This is a genomic window from Paenibacillus vortex V453, assembly GCF_000193415.1.
GTDB lineage: Bacteria > Bacillota > Bacilli > Paenibacillales > Paenibacillaceae > Paenibacillus_AQ > Paenibacillus_AQ glucanolyticus.
The window spans coordinates 147,196-161,154 of sequence record NZ_ADHJ01000018.1 but is presented as its reverse complement, the minus strand read 5'-3'; the positions used below and the strand labels follow the sequence as shown (position 1 = coordinate 161,154).

Annotated in this window: 11 protein-coding genes; 8 read left to right on the top strand and 3 right to left on the bottom strand. The window is 52.6% G+C overall.

Annotated features, from left to right (window positions below; genetic code table 11):
- The first annotated feature begins 115 nt into the window (after positions 1–115).
- From PVOR_RS11155 to PVOR_RS11145, 3 genes are all read left to right on the top strand, one after another.
- Entirely contained in the window at positions 116–1,477 is a 1,362-nt protein-coding gene (locus PVOR_RS11155) for an ABC transporter substrate-binding protein (RefSeq protein ID WP_006209274.1), read from the top strand.
- A gap of 193 nt (positions 1,478–1,670) precedes the next feature.
- Positions 1,671–2,546 (top strand): arginase, encoded by an 876-nt coding sequence (gene rocF / locus PVOR_RS11150; RefSeq protein ID WP_006209273.1) that lies wholly within the window; start codon positions 1,671–1,673, stop codon positions 2,544–2,546.
- Between the two features lie 161 nt (positions 2,547–2,707).
- A complete protein-coding gene (locus tag PVOR_RS11145; protein WP_006209272.1) occupies positions 2,708–3,898 on the top strand; it encodes an ornithine--oxo-acid transaminase in 1,191 nt (396 codons plus the stop codon).
- Positions 3,899–4,047: 149 nt separating this feature from the next.
- Here PVOR_RS11145 and PVOR_RS11140 read toward each other — a convergent pair whose 3' ends face one another.
- Positions 4,048–5,010 carry an arsenic resistance protein gene (locus tag PVOR_RS11140; RefSeq protein WP_006209271.1) on the bottom strand — a complete coding sequence of 321 codons (963 nt, stop codon included), beginning with the start codon at positions 5,008–5,010 and terminating at the stop codon, positions 4,048–4,050.
- Between the two features lie 224 nt (positions 5,011–5,234).
- Between PVOR_RS11140 and PVOR_RS11135 the strand changes: the two genes are divergently transcribed.
- Positions 5,235–6,143, top strand: a complete 909-nt coding sequence (locus PVOR_RS11135; protein WP_006209270.1) for a TIGR01777 family oxidoreductase — start codon at positions 5,235–5,237, stop codon at positions 6,141–6,143.
- Positions 6,144–6,205: 62 nt separating this feature from the next.
- Here PVOR_RS11135 and PVOR_RS11130 read toward each other — a convergent pair whose 3' ends face one another.
- On the bottom strand, positions 6,206–6,796 hold the full coding sequence (locus PVOR_RS11130) for a YdhK family protein (protein WP_006209269.1): 591 nt from the start codon (positions 6,794–6,796) through the stop codon (positions 6,206–6,208).
- A gap of 207 nt (positions 6,797–7,003) precedes the next feature.
- Between PVOR_RS11130 and PVOR_RS11125 the strand changes: the two genes are divergently transcribed.
- From PVOR_RS11125 to PVOR_RS11110, 4 genes are all read left to right on the top strand, one after another.
- Positions 7,004–7,930 (top strand): AraC family transcriptional regulator, encoded by a 927-nt coding sequence (locus tag PVOR_RS11125; RefSeq protein ID WP_006209268.1) that lies wholly within the window; start codon positions 7,004–7,006, stop codon positions 7,928–7,930.
- Between the two features lie 121 nt (positions 7,931–8,051).
- On the top strand, positions 8,052–9,932 hold the full coding sequence (locus PVOR_RS11120; protein WP_006209267.1) for a class I mannose-6-phosphate isomerase: 1,881 nt from the start codon (positions 8,052–8,054) through the stop codon (positions 9,930–9,932).
- Entirely contained in the window at positions 9,919–10,899 is a 981-nt protein-coding gene (locus PVOR_RS11115) for an ROK family protein (RefSeq protein ID WP_006209266.1), read from the top strand. The genes PVOR_RS11120 and PVOR_RS11115 overlap by 14 nt, the downstream gene beginning before the upstream one ends.
- Positions 10,900–10,941: 42 nt before the next feature.
- Positions 10,942–13,431 carry a glycoside hydrolase gene (locus tag PVOR_RS11110; protein ID WP_006209265.1) on the top strand — a complete coding sequence of 830 codons (2,490 nt, stop codon included), beginning with the start codon at positions 10,942–10,944 and terminating at the stop codon, positions 13,429–13,431.
- Positions 13,432–13,678: 247 nt separating this feature from the next.
- Here PVOR_RS11110 and PVOR_RS11105 read toward each other — a convergent pair whose 3' ends face one another.
- Positions 13,679–13,915: a DUF6953 family protein gene (locus PVOR_RS11105; RefSeq protein WP_006209264.1), complete on the bottom strand. Its 237-nt coding sequence runs from the start codon at positions 13,913–13,915 to the stop codon at positions 13,679–13,681.
- Positions 13,916–13,959 lie beyond the last annotated feature (44 nt).

Below are 13,959 nucleotides of genomic sequence, written 5' to 3'. Positions count from 1 at the left end.
AGCCAAGACCATGCATGATCAGCCTTGCGAGCCGGTTGTCTCTAAGAGACGAGCCCACGCAATTTCTGATAGATAGAACCATACTATATTTTCAAAAGGGAGAGATTAACCAATCATGAAACGTTTTGGGAAAAGATCCTTCACGCTGCTCCTGCTTTCCTGCTTAATGCTGATCAGCGCCGCTTGCAGCAATTCGCCTACCACCGGGGAGACGACTGCTGCCGCAGGCAGCGAGCCGTCCAAGGAGCCTGTAAAAGTTGTATGGTGGCACTCCATGAGCGGTGAACTCGGCACGGTCGCGGACAAGTTAATCTCCGATTTTAATGCCGCTCACGAAGACATACAGGTAGAGGGCGTATTTCAGGGCACCTACGATGAAAGCCTGAACAAACTCAAAGCTTCCCTGGGCTCAAACAGCGGCCCTACGATGATTCAGGTGTACGAGATCGGCAGCCGTTTCATGATGGATACCAAGGCAATCCGTCCGGTTCAGGACTTTATGGATGCCGAGCAGTACGACATCTCTTCCCTGGAGCCGAATATCAAAAATTACTATACGTTCGACGATAAACTGTACTCGATGCCGTTTAACTCCTCCAACCCAATTCTGTATTACAACAAAGATGCCTTTAAAGCAGCCGGTTTGGACCCTGAGAATCCTCCAAAAACCTATGAGGAGGTAGCGGAAGCAGCAAAAGCCCTGACAAAAGGCAATCAAGCGGGCGCATCCTTCGCCATCTACGGCTGGTTTATGGAGCAATTCCTTGCGAACCAGGGCGTTGAGCTGCTGAATAACGGCAACGGCCGTACATCCCCGGCCACCGCTTCACAGGTTAACAGCCCTGCCGGCGTGAAGACACTGGAATGGTGGAAGCAAATGGTGGATGATAAAGTGCTGCTGAACCTGGGGCGTAAAACGGATGACACCAAAAAAGCTTTTGCAGCCGGACAAATCGCCATGACACTGGACTCCACGGCTTCGCTTCGCGGCATTGTCAGCGCGGCGGAAGGTAAATTCGAAGTCGGTACCGGCTTCCTGCCCAAACCGGCTGACGGCGGCGACGGCGGCGTCATTATCGGCGGTGCCAGCCTCTGGCTGATGAACAACAAATCGGAAGAAGAGCAGCAGGCCGCTTGGGAATTCATGAAGTATTTGGCCGAGCCGCAAACGCAAGCTTACTGGCATGTCAACACCGGCTACTTCCCGGTTACAACCAAAGCCTATGAAGAAGAGCTTGTGAAAGAGAATCTGGAGAAATACCCTCAATTCCAAACAGCCGTGGATCAATTGCATCAAACCACAGCCAATCTGGCAACACAAGGCGCTGTCATGGGGGTATTCCCTGAAGCTCGCCAGCTTACCGAAACGGCCATCGAAGAGGTGCTGAACGGTCAAAAAACACCACAGGAAGCCCTGGACAAAGCTGCTTCGGAAATCAGCTCCAAGATCGAAACCTATAATAAAACAGTAAAATAATAAAAGAGAAATCGTTCGATTCTTTCTAACACCCTCCTGCACAGACATTGGACCTATGGGTCCCGATGTTTGGCCGGAGGGTTTTTTTGTGTGAATCTTCATATGCCCGCTACAATCAGCTTGTATGGGGATTAACCCAAGTCACGAAGCCGGGCCAGTGAATACAATGTTACAAAGTGGAGGTGAGTCCATAATGAGAAATCTTCCGTCCACCGTAACAATCCTCTCGGTGCCTTTTGACCGCGGAGCTACCCGGCGGGGAGCCGGTCAGGGACCGAATGCGATATTCGGATCGGGTCTGAAGCGCAAGCTTGACACACTCGGTATCCCCTATCGCGTCGAAGAGCTGGCTGCCCCCCCTGAAATGAAGGATGAGGCACACAATCCTCAATTAAAACATGTGCAGGAAGTATTATCGATCAACGAGTTGCTCGCAGCTCGCGTATACGCCCTGGCAGAGACAGGGGTCTTCCCGCTTGTGCTTGGCGGTGACCATAGCATCGCAATTGGCACACTGGCCGGACTGACCCGGCACCACCGCAATCTGGGGGTCATCTGGCTGGACGCCCATTCCGATCTCAATACGCCGGATACAACGCCATCTGGCAACATCCATGGCATGTCACTGGCTGTCAGCTTGGGTAAAGGCGATACACGCCTGACATCCATAGGCGGTGCAAAATCCCCCATCAAGCCGGAAAATGTGGTGCTCATCGGTTCGCGTTCCCTCGATCAGGGCGAACGGGACCTGATTCGGCAAGAAGGCATTACTTGCTTCACGATGCAGGACATCGACCGCTTGGGCATGTTCCGGGTCATGGAAGAAGCCATCCGCATTACCTCGGCGGGGACGGATGGTGTTCATCTGTCCTTTGATGTCGACAGTGTCGATCCCAAAATCGCGCCTGGCACGGGAACGCCGGTTCAGGGCGGACTCAGTTACCGCGAAGCACATCTTGCCATGGAGATGCTGTCTGAATCCGGCATCGTAACCTCAGCCGAATTCGTCGAGAACAATCCGCTGTTGGACCGCGGTCAGACCACGTCCCGACTAGCTTGTTCGGCTTAACTCGCCTACCATGCTCGGGCGAAAGCATCTTGTAATCATGAAGCTTCTCACGTCTGCAAGCTTCATGATGAAGTGTCTGCGTCGTGGAACAACTACCTATCAGGGCTTCTTAGACTTCTCCAACCTCTCCGGCTTCTTCAGACTACTAAGGAGGTTACGCCATGGACCCTACAAGGCTTCATATCGAGAAAGCCGAAACGTACGGTGCAAGAAACTACTTCCCCCTTCCCATCGTCATCGCGGAAGCGGAAGGGATTCATATCACGGATGCGGACGGCAAGCGATACATCGACATGTTAAGCGCCTACTCCGCTCTGAACGCAGGCCATCGTCATCCCCGAATCATTCAGGCGCTGAAAGATCAGGCGGATAAGGTGACATTAACCTCACGCGCTTTTCATAACGATCAGTTGGGAGACTTCTACGAGAAGCTGTCCGCATTCACCGGCAAAGGCATGATTCTTCCCATGAATACCGGAGCCGAAGCTGTTGAAACCGCGCTCAAGGCGGCTCGCCGATACGCTTATCGGAACAAAGGCATCCCGGCGGATCAAGCAGAAATTATCGTCTGCGAGGGTAATTTTCACGGCCGTACCCTTACCGTCACCTCGTTCTCCTCATCCAGCGAATACCGGGAGGACTTTGGCCCGTTCACCCCTGGCTTCAACATCATTCCCTATGGGGATTTGGAAGCGCTCGAGCAGGCAATTACACCGAATACTGCCGCTTTTCTTGTCGAGCCGATCCAGGGAGAATCCGGAATTGTCATTCCGCCTGACGGATATCTGAGCGGCGCTATGGAACTGTGCAAACAGCACCACGTCCTTCTGCTCGCCGATGAAATTCAAACCGGCTTCGGCAGAACGGGAAAACGGTTTGCTTGTGACTGGGAGAACGTGGTGCCCGATATGTACATTCTTGGAAAAGCGCTTGGCGGCGGCGTCTTCCCTGTCTCTGCTGTGGCGGCGGAGGCAGATATTCTTGGTGTATTCGAGCCGGGATCCCACGGCTCTACCTTTGGCGGGAATCCACTCGGCTGCGCGGTAGCGATCGCCTCAATGGACGTTTTTGCCGAAGAGGGGCTCGAAGCCAGATCCTTAGAGCTTGGCGAATACTTTCTCCAGCAGCTTCGTTCCATTCGGCATCCCGATGTTAAAGACGTGCGCGGCAGAGGATTATTCATCGGTATGGAGCTGCATGTACCGGCCAGACCCTACTGCGAGAAGCTGAAGGATCTCGGACTGCTCTGCAAGGAAACCCATGAATCGATCATTCGCTTTGCACCGCCGCTCATCATATCGAAACCGGAGCTGGACCAGGCCGTGGAGATCGTACGGCAGGCGTTTACGTGACAACGGATACCTGGCCGCCGCATATGCACCAATAAAAAACAGTTTGTTCACCCGGCCAAGAAGAACGCGGGCGCAACAAACTGTTTTTCTTATGGGTATCCGTTATCCATTCCGTGCAGCCGCCTAACAAGCAGCCCGAATTCGTTGATTCAGCCGGACGTCGGCTTCATTCTTCTTGTGAAGAGGAGCAGCTGAGATACCACGGCAAGCACGGGAAGCTCGATCAGCGGTCCGATGACCAGGGCAAGCGCAATCAGGGGCTGGTCCGGAAAAGCTGTCACCGCGATAGCCAGGGCTACCGGAGAGTTTCGGGCAATGATCGTTAAATGTAAACTGACCGAATCCTCATAGGAGAAACGCAGCATTCTGCCTACCAGACTGCCCAGGACGTAATTGACCGTGAAGTAGATCAGGATCGGAACGATAAGAATATAGATCATTTCCAGGTTCTTCAGTAAATACGAGCCCTGAGATGCAAACATCGCCACAATGGCCAAAGACAGAAACATAATCTGTGCTTTGGCAAAGAACGGCACCAGCTTCTGGTCCAGCACCTCCTTCTTTTCCCTCAGCAAAAACCGGGTGAGATGTGCGAGGGTGAACGGCACCACGAGCACCAGCAGTACACTCTCCATGATTGTTGTCATCCGCATCGTTTCAATCGTGCCGGCGAACAGCAGCAGATAGAGCGGCAGCAGCAGCACCTGAAGGATCAGATTGATGGGCAGAACCGATGTGGACAAGGGCACATTGCCTTTTGCAATTGAAGTGAACACCAAATACCAGTCGGTGCAAGGAGTCACCATCAGCATGATGAAGCCTATCCAGAGGGCAGGATAATCCGATAAAAAGACAGCACCCAGCACCCAAGCCAGCAGCGGCGTCCAAATAAAATTAATGATGGTGCTCGACCCTAGAAATCGGATGTTCTTGAAGGCCTGCGTTAATTGCCGCAGCGGTATCGTCAAGAACAATCCATATAACATCAGCAGCAAAAAGGGAACAATCACATATTCCGCATAACCCGAAGCAGCCGGAAGCTGCCCCAACAGCAGCCCGATCCCGACCGCACCCATAATGATCAACGTTTGAAGCTTCTCAAATAAACTCATCCTTCACTCCTTACTTCTTGCTACGGAGTACGAGGCTCCTGCAAATCTTATGGCGGAGTCCTACCGCATTTCCTGTATAATTGATTGTATAATATGGACTTCCAATTCGTAACCCCAAGCGTCATTCGTAAAGGGTCGTTAAGCCTTTCCCCTTCATTTCCGTGAATCACGCTTATCGTATTTTAATCATACACCGACAACATATCGCTCAAGGAGGTTTTTTCATGAGAATCGCTGTTTGCGGAGGCACCGGATTTATAGGCCAAGCATTATGCAAGCGTTGGCTCCAAGACGGGCATGACATTGTCATTGTAACGAGATCGGTTCCGAAATCTCACGCACAAACCGAACATAACGGGCACTTATCCTATCTGACCTGGGATGAGATGAAGTCCAATCCCGAGCGATTTGAGCATTTGGACGCGCTCATCAATCTTGCCGGCTCCTCTCTGAGCCAGCGCTGGACACGGGAGGGCAAACAGAGAATTCTGCAGTCCCGGCAAAAAACCGTATCCTCTGTAGCTGAATTGATGCACAAGTTGGAGCATAAACCAGCGGTCATTGTTCAAGCTTCAGCGATGGCGATTTATGGTACTTCCGAGCACAAAACGTTTGATGAGGAGAGTCCTGCCACCATTATGGATTTCCCGTCCGAGGTTGTATCGGAGTGGGAGCAGGCAGCAGACCGCATCCCTGTTGACCGGTTAATCAAGCTGCGGATCAGTGTCGTGCTGGGCAATCCAGGCGGGGCGCTCCCCAAGATGCTGCTGCCTTACAAAGCGGGCGTCGGCGGTAAGATAGGCAGCGGCAAGCAATGGTTATCTTGGATACATATCAACGATATCGCAGATTTAATTGACTACTGTGTCCGGCACAAGGAAATATCCGGAGCCGTCAATGCCGCTTCGCCGCATGCGGTCAGGAACGATGAATTTGGCAGATGTGTGGCCAAGGTCTATCATCGTCCACATTGGCTCCCCTTGCCTGCCTTTATGCTGCAAGCAATCCTCGGAGAAATGTCCCTCATTCTGTTGAAGGGCCAGCGAATCGTCCCGGCCAAAGCCCTGCGTCACGGCTTTCAGTTTCGCTATGCGGAATTGACGGAAGCGCTGCGCCAGATTAGAGAAAGCTGATAACTCATAAAAAAACACTTGGTTTCCGATTATTGGAAACCAATTTTTTTTTTATACATGTTTTATTGAACCGGAGACAGTTCGCTTTCCGTCACCCATTTATGGTTCTTGACTTCTTCACCCGTGGTTGATGTGAAGTCCACCATATACACCGTCGTTTGTTCCGCAGAATCGATGACCGCAGTTGCGCCCTCCATCCCTTCCATATGGTCCGCGTTAACTACAACCTCCGTACCTGGCTGCAGCGGTTCCTTACCGGCATCCTTCAGCTCTTCTTGAATCACCCATTTATGATTCTTCACTTCGGGACCGCCATTCGTTGGTGTATACGATATCGTGTACACCGTGGTATCATACGCTCCAACAATTGTTGCTTTAGCCCCTTTCATCCCGGGCATATGGTCAGTTTCAATGAGCGCTTGGGTACCAACCGGATAAGTTGGATTCTCTGCCGCCTTCAATCCTTCCGGTACCTCGCCTGAGCCGGAATGGTTCATGCTGCCGTGATCCATCCCGTCCATGCTCCCGGAGGTTTCCTTGCTTGGTGTGCTCTCGGGGTTTGCACCGTCCGTGTTTCCGCAGGCCCCCAATATGAAGATGAGAGATGCTAACACTCCCAGGATGATCGGCTTCCATCGTTTCTTAGCTGACATAAGTATAAACTCCTCTCTAGAATTGAATATTTATAGCATAGCATCTACTTATGAAGAACTTGTGTAGCTGTCTATGCACAACATCACTATACCCATTTTTTCTTTATAACTTATCATTATGATATAAAATAGAGAGACATCGTATTATCCTGTAACTTACATGACCGGCAGATACAGAGCCGTTTTTGAGAAGGAGAAGACTCTCCCATGCTGATTGACAACCATTTATTTGTATCGTTTTATAAACGGGCCAATTCCATCCTGAACCGTACCCTGAACCGTCTTGAACAGCAGGATCTAACCGTTCATATTCACTATTGGGGATTCATGCCGCGTCATTACGACAATACCGAGCATAAACATTCTTTTTTTGAAGCTTGTTATGTATTAACAGGCAGCGGCTCGTATATAGAAGACGCTACAGAGTTCCCCCTTCAACCAGGCACCATGTTTCTCTCCCGCCCAGGCGTCCAGCACCGAATCCGAAGCAAGGAGGGCTTGTCCTTATGCTATGTTGCTTTCGAGCTGGATGAAACTGCACATAACGAGCTCTATGCGGCCGCATTCCGGCTGTTAGCCAAACAGGGCATTCCCGTGCTTCAGGAAGGGCAGCTGCAAGCGCCCGGGCTCCTGTGGCTGTCGCTGTTATCACAGTTTCATTCCGTGGATAAAACCTATTCCCCGCATGTGCTGAACAGCATAGCCACGTCACTGATTTTATCCATTGCTGCAGCCCACGGCCCCGGGTTCTATCAAGAGCCTTCCGGAACCGAGGCCCATGATGAAGGGACCTCGATGTTTCATCAAGCCGAGCTGTTCATCAAGGATAATCTTAACGAGCCGCTGTCGCTTGAGCGGGTGGCGGGCCATCTCCACATCACAACCCGTCATTTGACACGGCTGTTTCGCAAATACGGTCATCAATCCTTTGTCCATTATGTGCAGGAGCAGCGCGTGCAGAAGGCGAAACACCTGCTTCTGAATACGGACCGGCAGATTAAAGAGATTGCTGTATTTTGCGGATTCGAGTCCGTACACTACTTCACACGGGTGTTTACGTCCAAGATTGGCGTGACCCCCGCCCGGTTCCGACGCTCGCAGTTTTCTGAGGGTCGCTATGACTCCGAGCTCTAGCATTTCTCCACCGATGTCCTGATCGTACAAAAACACTTCCTCTTTTTATAAAGACGTATCCTCCCTTGCCTTCTACAATGAAGTCGTAACCAGACAATCCGAAGGGAGGATACATCCATCCATGACATCTGCAACTGCCTTTCAATCACATCCAATCAACCATTTGGACTTTCGCAAGGAACCCCTGTTTATGAAGTATGGGGCAGACGCTTGGTGCTCTCTTATCCTATCCGCCTATAACATGAAGTCGCAGCAAGAGATGCCAGGAAAACCCGGAATCTTTGTAACTTTCGATGGAACTCACGGTGCTCATTTCGATCAATTGCTGGTCGAGCTTCAGCAAATCTGTGACCAAGAGGGGATCCCCTTCCTGAGTGATTCCACGTCCTATTATTTAAAATCCGAGGCCGAGCTCCGAGCCGAGATGGCGCCTTATCTGACCGATAACCGGGCGTTCGGCTATAAGGCAGTTGATGTCAGACCCAGTCAATATTTTCAGCATAATGCAAGGGAATCCTTGAAAAAAAGCGCGCTCGAATTTGAAACAAAAAAAGGCATTTACGTTGTATACGGACCCGGCGCCTCCATGCTGGCGGACAGAGATCCCGATCTCCGCTTCTATGCCGACTATTCCCGCGAGAACCAGCAGCGGCGACACGCCCAGCATATGGGCAGCTTCGGCTTGGGCATGAGTCACGACAAGGTTGAGACGTACAAGAACTGTTTATTTCTCGAATGGCCTGTTTGGGAAACTTACCGCCGCGACTGGTTAGCTTATTATGCCCAGCATGAGGATAAGAAGGCGTTCTACATGGACTTGAATCACCCGGATGAGCCGGTGTGGCTGCCTGTAGCAGCCTTGAAGGAAGTACTGCACAAAACCGGTCGGCAGCCGTTTCGGGTCAAGCCGTTTTTTGCCCCCGGGATTTGGGGCGGTCAATACTTGAAGGAATTATGCGGCCTTCCCGAAGAATGGCCAAACTGCGCCTGGAGCTTTGAACCCATCGCTCCCGAGAATACACTGCTGCTGCGGGTTCAGGACGTCACCCTGGAAATTCCCTTCACCCTGTTGATGGAGGCATCGCCCCATGACATATTGGGACAGCGGAATGTCGAGTTATTCGGCGATTACTTTCCGATCCGGTTTGACTATCTGGATACGATGCAAGGCGGGCAATTATCACTTCAGGTGCATCCGCTGCAAGAGTATGCCGAATCGCAGTTCAATGAGCATATGACACAGCAGGAGTCCTATTACATCATGCGCAATACCCCTGGAGCCAAGGTGTATCTGGGACTGAAGGAAGGAATAACCGGCGGACAGCTGCTTGAAGCGGTGGAGAATGCCCACCTTCACGAACAACCGCTTGAACTCTCCTCCTACGTTAACGAATATGAATCGCAGACGGGGGATCTCTATCTCATTCCGCCGGGAACGGTGCACTGCTCCGGCAAAGATAATCTGGTGCTCGAAATTTCCTCAACCACCTGGTGGTTCACTTTCAAAATATACGATTATTTGCGGCTCGATGGGGACGGCAGGCCTCGTCCGATGAACCCTGATCATGCACGCCGCAACATCAACGATGCCATGAATACTTCAGCCGTAGAACACGGGCTTATTGCCCGGCCAACGCTCATCAGCACGCAAGGTCAGAACTCGCTGGAACTGCTCGGCCAAAGGGATGATCTTCTCTTTCAGGTCAGCAGGCTGTCTCTGCACGATACGTGGAACGCAGACACACACGGGGAATTTATCATGTACAACCTCGTGGAGGGTGAACGCGTCCGCCTTGTCCCGGCAGCAGACGAGGATGCTGCCGTTGAGTGGGGCTACGGGGAGTCCTACATCGTCCCGGCATGTGTGGGCGAGTATCATCTGGAGAACCTCTCCGGCTCTCCCTGCACGCTGATCGCCGCCCGAGTCAATCCGGAGTGGAGCCATCCCCTGCTTCCGCCTTCTTGGACTTCCGGAGAGGAGAATTTCCATGCCCTGCGATGATGGAGCAGATCACCCAAGCGAGCCGTTTCCTGCCCGAATCACCATCACGCTTGATGCCGGCGGCACATTCCTGAAAGGGGCACTCATCGTGAACGGGGCGTTTCTTCCCGGTTCGTTCCTTACCTGGCCGTCGAAGTCTCAGGGCTCGGCAAGCGATACGATCTTCAGCTTTGCCAATGCCTGCCGGGAGCTGCTAAACGTATTTGCCTCCACCTGCAGACCATTGGATTATCACGATTCGATCCGAATCGGTTTTGCTTTTCCCGGACCTTTCGATTATGCAGAAGGCATCGCCCTCCTTCAGGGTGTCGGCAAATATGAATCGCTCTACAGATTGTCGGTGCGCGACCTGCTCCGAACGGAATTCCAGAAGCAGAAGAGCTTATTCCCGGGCATCATGACCAATCGTTTAACCGCAGCCAATATCCGGTTCGGCAATGATGCCTTCATGTTCGGGCTTGGCGCCAGTATCCGGTTTCCGTCCGAGCGGTTAATATGCCTTACGCTCGGCACAGGCCTTGGGTCAGCCTTTATAGAGAATGGGCAGATCATCGCTGGCAGGAACAGGATTCCTGACAGCGGAATGCTGTTTGCCGAACCCTACCGGAATCATACGGTGGACCGTTATTTTGGGAGAAGGGGCATTCTGAATTTGGCTAGCGAGCGGGGACTGCTCGTGGACGGAATGGATGTAGCCGATCTTGCAGAAGCGGCTGCACGCGGTCACAAGCAAGCTGAAGACCTGTTCCGCGAATACGGTTGCAGGCTGGGAGAGATGCTGCTGCCTTATATAGCTGACTTTAAACCCCACCGCCTGGTACTCGGGGGGCAAATCTCAGGCAGTTTTCCCTTATGGGAAAGGGATATACAGCTGGCTTTAGGCCAATATGCCATCCCCATTCTCACTCTCGAGGATGGAATCAGCGCTGTGTTTAACGGCATAGAGGGAATTTTTGTAGATGGATAGCCACACATACGTCCCACTTCATAAATAGGAGGTTACTGTTACATGAACTTATCAAACCAAGGTGATCACAGACCCGCTCGTCCCTGGACCATTTATGCCATCCATCATTCCCACACGGATATCGGTTACACCGAGCGCCAGGAGAGGATCGAGCAGTACCACGTTGACTTTATTCGCCAGGCGGTCGGCATCGCAGAAGCCGCACATCGCGGGGAGTGTCCGGATTGGAGCTCATTCCGCTGGACCTGCGAAACCTTCTGGGCCGTGGAGAAATTTCTGGAAGCGGCCTCTCCCGAAGAGAAAGAAGCTTTTCAGCAAGCTGTCATCCGAGGGGATATTGAGCTGTCGGGAACTTATCTGAACATGACCGAGCTCCCGGACTTTGACCTCCTGAAGCGCAACCACGGGAAGGCTCAGCAGTACGCGAAATCCTTCGGACACCGAATCGACAGCGCCATGACAGCTGATATTAACGGCTACGGATGGGGATATGCCGACAGCCTGCTGCAGAATAACATTGAGCACCTGTTCTCCTGCATCCACACGCATCACGGCATGTATCCACTGGGTCGCAAGCAGACCCCATTCTGGTGGGAAAGTCCGGAGGGCGGCAAGCTGCTTGTGTGGAACGGCGAACATTACATGTTTGGCAACGAGCTCGGATTCTGTCCGGATGCACTCGGCAAATACATCATCAAAGACGAATTCCAGCATAACCTGATGGAGCCTGAACATCGCCACAACAACATCGCATCATTACGGATTAACCGATATTTATGGAATCTGGAACAGGAATCCTATCCCTATTCCTTCGTTCCGATCATGGTGTCCGGTCTTGGGACGGATAATGCATCTCCGAATGCGGACATTGCGGAATGGATGACCAAATGGAATGAGCAGAACGGTGACCGCATTACGATTAAGATGGCTACCCTCTCCGAATTTTTTGCGGCTCTGAAGCAGGAGGACTTATCCGAGCTGCCGGTGCACCGGGGCGACTGGCCGGATTGGTGGACGGACGGTGTTGCCTCCACGGCGATGCACACCCAGATTTACCGGGATGCCCAGCGCACGCTTCGCAAAGTGAAGCGGCTGGATCCGGCATCCGAAACGGTAAGCCCCGCCGAGATCGATGATGCTGCACAAGCACTAACTATGTACGCGGAGCATACGTGGGGTTATCATTCCTCCGTGTATGAGCCATGGCATCCGCAGGTCCAAATGCTGGAGGTTCGGAAGCAAGCCTATGCAGCTGAAGCAAGCAAGCTGGCATACCGGGCTTTGGATAAAGCGCTGGTTGCCCGTCAGGGTGCGCTTCTGGCCCCTCATCGCTCTCTGCGGTATGAGGTGATTAATACAGAGCCCGCCACAGCCACACTGCAGGTCGCTATTCCGCTCGATGGCTGGGAGAACGTCATCTTGAAGAGGAAGTTCGAGCTTATCGATGAATCGAACGGACAGTCGCTCCCGTATCAGCTGACGCACACAGGCGCACTCGCAGCCGAGCTGACGCTAACGCCGGGTGAATCCCGCACGCTGTCGATCCACCCGCTCGAAACGGCAGAGGTCGGCTCTCCTTCCGGGAACATGGTGACTGCGCGCAACACCGAGCCAATTGCTTGTGAAGGAATCGCCGACATTCGGTTGGAGCCTCTGGTCCCTTATCCGGTCATTGTGGGTGAGAGCTTCATCGAATCGGATTCGTTCCGCATCGAATGGGAGATCAGCGCGGGCATTACGGCTTGGATCGACAAGACACGTTCAACCGATCTGCTGGATGATGCACGCCGGCATGGGCCGTTCACGCCGGTTTACGAGGTTACGCCTGCACAGGATGAGCACAGCCCATCCCAGATATGCGCTACCCGTGCCCGTATGGGCCGCAACCGGAAGGGTACCCATGTGCAGCGCGATGCCGGGCGCCTGACTCGCGTCAACGTGCTCGACAATGGCCCGCTGTTCGCTCTGATCGAGCTGGTCTTCGAAGTGAAGGGGCTCAGCTACTATGCCCTCCACATCAAGCTGTTTGCGAACCAGCCTCGTGCCGAGGTGTCCGTCCGCTTCCACAAGGACAGTGTCTGGCTCCCCGAAAACGTATATGTGGCACTTCCATTCTCCATGGGTCCCGAAGCGGAGCTTTATGTTGAAAAAGCCGGCTGCCACATCCGTCCATGGAAGGATCAAATTCCGGGAAGCTGCATCGATTACACCAGTGCCCAAGAGGGCATATTCTGGCACTCGGCCCAAGACCGGGAAGCGCTCGCTGTATCGATGACAGACACGCCGCTTGTGCAGTTGGGGACGCTGGAGCATACGCCGCGCCAGCTCCATACCATGCAATCGGCGGACAGCCGGCCTTACACGTATGCGTGGATATTGACCAACTACTGGGAAACCAACTTCAAAGCCACGCTCGGCGGCTTCTATGAGTTCCGATATGCGGTAGAGCGGCATCACGGGATCGACCCGCAACAGGCCAAGGAAGCTCTGCATGCTTCAACCGGACAATTTACGATTCATCGGATAAAATAATCATATATGAAGAACAGCTGCCTTGATTTCAAGGCAGCTGTTCTCATTATTTATAGGGAGAATCGACGTATAACCGGACCCCTGCTCATTTTTCCGAATCCGACTCCTCAGTGGTCTCGATCCGTTGCACCCTGTGTACCCCGTTATCCCTTTGATCAAAACCAACAGAAGCCTGAATGATCAGACTGCTCAGAATAACAGTCGCAGACTGTTTTTACGTGTTGACACCGAACCCCCCTGGAAGTTTCTACGTCCAAGCCCACATAAACCCGTCACGATCCCAGGCAATGCGGCCGCCATGCAGTTTGCGGAATGCCTTCTTCACTTCCTTGGACAGCGAGGCATTTCCGTTCTCGTTAACAAAAACGAACTCCTCACCGAAGTGCTCGCTTACATACCGTATGGCCTCGGTCTGATACAAATTGCCTGTGAATCTGATTTCCTCGACCATCCATTCGGCCACCTGCTGTGCTGTAAATGCCATATTACATCTTTCCCTTCCTTCATGCGTCCACTTATTATAACAGA

Bases quoted from the DNA above. Each gene is read 5' to 3' on its own strand.
- PVOR_RS11115 (WP_006209266.1), top strand. From the start codon at position 9,919: ATGCCCTGCGATGATGGAGCAGATCACCCAAGCGAGCCGTTTCCTGCC.
- PVOR_RS11105 (WP_006209264.1), bottom strand. From the start codon at position 13,915: ATGGCATTTACAGCACAGCAGGTGGCCGAATGGATGGTCGAGGAAATC.
- PVOR_RS11135 (WP_006209270.1), top strand. From the start codon at position 5,235: ATGAGAATCGCTGTTTGCGGAGGCACCGGATTTATAGGCCAAGCATTA.
- PVOR_RS11120 (WP_006209267.1), top strand. From the start codon at position 8,052: ATGACATCTGCAACTGCCTTTCAATCACATCCAATCAACCATTTGGAC.
- PVOR_RS11155 (WP_006209274.1), top strand. From the start codon at position 116: ATGAAACGTTTTGGGAAAAGATCCTTCACGCTGCTCCTGCTTTCCTGC.
- PVOR_RS11130 (WP_006209269.1), bottom strand. From the start codon at position 6,796: ATGTCAGCTAAGAAACGATGGAAGCCGATCATCCTGGGAGTGTTAGCA.
- rocF (WP_006209273.1), top strand. From the start codon at position 1,671: ATGAGAAATCTTCCGTCCACCGTAACAATCCTCTCGGTGCCTTTTGAC.
- PVOR_RS11110 (WP_006209265.1), top strand. From the start codon at position 10,942: ATGAACTTATCAAACCAAGGTGATCACAGACCCGCTCGTCCCTGGACC.
- PVOR_RS11140 (WP_006209271.1), bottom strand. From the start codon at position 5,010: ATGAGTTTATTTGAGAAGCTTCAAACGTTGATCATTATGGGTGCGGTC.
- PVOR_RS11145 (WP_006209272.1), top strand. From the start codon at position 2,708: ATGGACCCTACAAGGCTTCATATCGAGAAAGCCGAAACGTACGGTGCA.
- PVOR_RS11125 (WP_006209268.1), top strand. From the start codon at position 7,004: ATGCTGATTGACAACCATTTATTTGTATCGTTTTATAAACGGGCCAAT.